Origin of the sequence: Vibrio sp. S17_S38, assembly GCF_014694375.1 — a bacterium.
In the GTDB taxonomy this organism is placed as follows: domain Bacteria; phylum Pseudomonadota; class Gammaproteobacteria; order Enterobacterales; family Vibrionaceae; genus Vibrio.
In genome coordinates, this window is sequence record NZ_JAAUWW010000051.1 from 1 (window position 1) to 706 (window position 706).

Below are 706 nucleotides of genomic sequence, written 5' to 3' on the forward strand. Positions count from 1 at the left end.
GTGTTGTTTACTTATTTCCGAAGAAATAAGATTTGAGAACTTTTATTTGAACAAATAACCTTGGTTATTTATTCAGTCAGCTTTCCAAATTGTTAAAGAGCAAAGAGTTATTGTTTTTACAAACGTAACACTTTTTAAAGATTCTCAGCGACAAAGAATCCCATTCAATCAGTCAATTGAATGCGAAATATCGTAAAAACACTTAAAGAGTGGTGGGCGATACCGGGCTCGAACCAGTGACCCCCTGCTTGTAAGGCAGGTGCTCTCCCAACTGAGCTAATCGCCCATGTTTATTTTCTTATCTAAAATAAGCATTTCCATGGGAGGAAATGGTGGGCCGTGCTGGATTCGAACCAGCGACCAATTGATTAAAAGTCAACTGCTCTACCAACTGAGCTAACGGCCCGTTGTATTCTACAAGAGAATTGGTATCCCGTAGGGGAGTCGAACCCCTGTTACCGCCGTGAAAGGGCGGTGTCCTAGGCCTCTAGACGAACGGGACACAGGATTTTTCTATCTATCTCTAAATAGAAGACGAAAGCATTGGGATGCTTTCAAACTCTTTTCTATATAAACCTAATCAATCTGTGTGGGTACTCATCAAAAATAATCTTTTCGTAAGGAGGTGATCCAGCCCCAGGTTCCCCTAGGGCTACCTTGTTACGACTTCACCCCAGTCATGAACCACAAAGTGGTAAGCGTCCTC

3 tRNA genes and 1 rRNA gene are annotated in these 706 nt (G+C 42.4%); all 4 read right to left on the reverse strand.

The features are described 5' to 3' along the window. Positions 1–210: 210 nt before the first annotated feature. A tRNA-Val gene (locus HC725_RS16550) sits at positions 211–286 on the reverse strand. A 44-nt stretch (positions 287–330) separates the two neighbouring features. Next, positions 331–406, reverse strand: a tRNA-Lys gene (locus HC725_RS16555). Positions 407–426: 20 nt separating this feature from the next. Further along, positions 427–502, reverse strand: a tRNA-Glu gene (locus HC725_RS16560). 116 nt (positions 503–618) lie between these two features. Further along, a 16S ribosomal RNA gene (locus HC725_RS16565) occupies positions 619–706 on the reverse strand; the annotation flags it as partial.